The sequence below is a fragment of the Vibrio sp. 2130-1 genome (genome assembly GCF_033339515.1).
This window is the reverse complement of record NZ_JAWOUT010000045.1, coordinates 1-2,987: the sequence shown is the minus strand read 5'-3', so window position 1 is coordinate 2,987 and position 2,987 is coordinate 1. Positions and strand designations below refer to the sequence as shown.

The following is a 2,987-nucleotide window of genomic DNA, read 5'->3' as shown; positions in this document are numbered from 1 at the left end:
TTTTTTAATTCTCGTTCTTACACATTCAATGTTCTTTCATTGAGTCCATCAAAACCCCTTGGGTGTTGTATGGTTAAGCCTCACGGGCAATTAGTACAGGTTAGCTCAACGCCTCACAACGCTTACACACCCTGCCTATCAACGTCGTAGTCTACGACAACCCTTTAGGATACTTAAAGTATCAGGGAGAACTCATCTCAAGGCTCGCTTCCCGCTTAGATGCTTTCAGCGGTTATCGATCCCGAACTTAGCTACCGGGCAATGCGTCTGGCGACACAACCCGAACACCAGAGGTTCGTCCACTCCGGTCCTCTCGTACTAGGAGCAGCCCCTTTCAATTCTCCAACGCCCACGGCAGATAGGGACCGAACTGTCTCACGACGTTCTAAACCCAGCTCGCGTACCACTTTAAATGGCGAACAGCCATACCCTTGGGACCGACTTCAGCCCCAGGATGTGATGAGCCGACATCGAGGTGCCAAACACCGCCGTCGATATGAACTCTTGGGCGGTATCAGCCTGTTATCCCCGGAGTACCTTTTATCCGTTGAGCGATGGCCCTTCCATTCAGAACCACCGGATCACTATGACCTGCTTTCGCACCTGCTCGAATTGTCATTCTCGCAGTCAAGCGGGCTTATGCCATTGCACTAACCTCACGATGTCCAACCGTGATTAGCCCACCTTCGTGCTCCTCCGTTACGCTTTGGGAGGAGACCGCCCCAGTCAAACTACCCACCAGGCACTGTCCGCAACCCCGATAAGGGGTCAACGTTAGAACATCAACACTACAAGGGTGGTATTTCAAGGACGGCTCCACGCAATCTAGCGACTGCGCTTCAAAGCCTCCCACCTATCCTACACATGTAGGGTCAATGTTCAGTGCCAAGCTGTAGTAAAGGTTCACGGGGTCTTTCCGTCTAGCCGCGGGTACACTGCATCTTCACAGCGATTTCAATTTCACTGAGTCTCGGGTGGAGACAGCGTGGCCATCATTACGCCATTCGTGCAGGTCGGAACTTACCCGACAAGGAATTTCGCTACCTTAGGACCGTTATAGTTACGGCCGCCGTTTACCGGGGCTTCGATCAAGAGCTTCGACCGAAGTCTAACCCCATCAATTAACCTTCCGGCACCGGGCAGGCGTCACACCGTATACGTCATCTTGCGATTTTGCACAGTGCTGTGTTTTTAATAAACAGTTGCAGCCACCTGGTATCTGCGACTCTCAATAGCTCCATCCGCGAGGGACTTCACCGTCGAGAGCGTACCTTCTCCCGAAGTTACGGTACCATTTTGCCTAGTTCCTTCACCCGAGTTCTCTCAAGCGCCTTGGTATTCTCTACCCGACCACCTGTGTCGGTTTGGGGTACGATTCCTTACAATCTGAAGCTTAGAGGCTTTTCCTGGAAGCATGGCATCAATGACTTCACATCCGTAGATGCTCGACGTCGTGTCTCAGCCTTAAGAGAAACCGGATTTACCTAATTTCTCAGCCTACGCACTTGAACCTGGACAACCGTCGCCAGGCCCACCTAGCCTTCTCCGTCCCCCCATCGCAATTGTAAGAAGTACGGGAATATTAACCCGTTTCCCATCGACTACGCCTTTCGGCCTCGCCTTAGGGGTCGACTTACCCTGCCCCGATTAACGTTGGACAGGAACCCTTGGTCTTCCGGCGAGGAGGTTTTTCACCCCCTTTATCGTTACTCATGTCAGCATTCGCACTTCTGATACGTCCAGCATGCGTTACCACACACCTTCAACCGCTTACAGAACGCTCCCCTACCCAATATACAAAAGTATATTGCCGCAGCTTCGGTTTACTACTTAGCCCCGTTACATCTTCCGCGCAGGCCGACTCGACCAGTGAGCTATTACGCTTTCTTTAAATGATGGCTGCTTCTAAGCCAACATCCTGGCTGTCTGAGCCTTCCCACATCGTTTCCCACTTAGTAGTAATTTGGGACCTTAGCTGGCGGTCTGGGTTGTTTCCCTCTCCACGACGGACGTTAGCACCCGCCGTGTGTCTCCCGGATAGTACTTACTGGTATTCGGAGTTTGCAAAGGGTTGGTAAGTCGGGATGACCCCCTAGCCTTAACAGTGCTCTACCCCCAGTAGTATTCGTCCGAGGCGCTACCTAAATAGCTTTCGGGGAGAACCAGCTATCTCCAGGTTTGATTGGCCTTTCACCCCTAGCCACAAGTCATCCGCTAATTTTTCAACATTAGTCGGTTCGGTCCTCCAGTTGATGTTACTCAACCTTCAACCTGCCCATGGCTAGATCACCTGGTTTCGGGTCTATATCCAGAGACTGAACGCCCAGTTAAGACTCGGTTTCCCTACGGCTCCCCTAGATGGTTAACCTTGCCACTGAATATAAGTCGCTGACCCATTATACAAAAGGTACGCAGTCACAGGACAAGCCTGCTCCTACTGCTTGTACGTACACGGTTTCAGGTTCTATTTCACTCCCCTCACAGGGGTTCTTTTCGCCTTTCCCTCACGGTACTGGTTCACTATCGGTCAGTCAGTAGTATTTAGCCTTGGAGGATGGTCCCCCCATATTCAGACAGGATATCACGTGTCCCGCCCTACTCGATTTCACTGAACACACGTCGTCAACTACGGGACTATCACCCTGTATCGTCAGCCTTTCCAGGCTGTTCGTCTAACGCGTGTAAAGCTTAAGGGCTAGTCCAATTTCGCTCGCCGCTACTTTCGGAATCTCGGTTGATTTCTTTTCCTCGGGGTACTTAGATGTTTCAGTTCCCCCGGTTCGCCCTGTTGAGCTATGTATTCACTCAACAGTAATACCTTATGGTATTGGGTTTCCCCATTCGGAAATCCCAGACTCAAATGGTTTTTACTACCTAATCTGGGCTTATCGCAAGTTAATACGTCCTTCATCGCCTCTGACTGCCAAGGCATCCACCGTGTACGCTTAGTCACTTAACCATACAACCCGAAGGAGTTTCGAGTTGAT

Annotated in this window: 1 rRNA gene; it reads right to left on the bottom strand. The window is 51.1% G+C overall.

The annotated features are described in order from the left end of the window. Window positions 1-69: 69 nt before the first annotated feature. Window positions 70-2,959 (bottom strand): 23S ribosomal RNA (locus tag R7Q09_RS24040). Window positions 2,960-2,987: the final 28 nt, after the last annotated feature.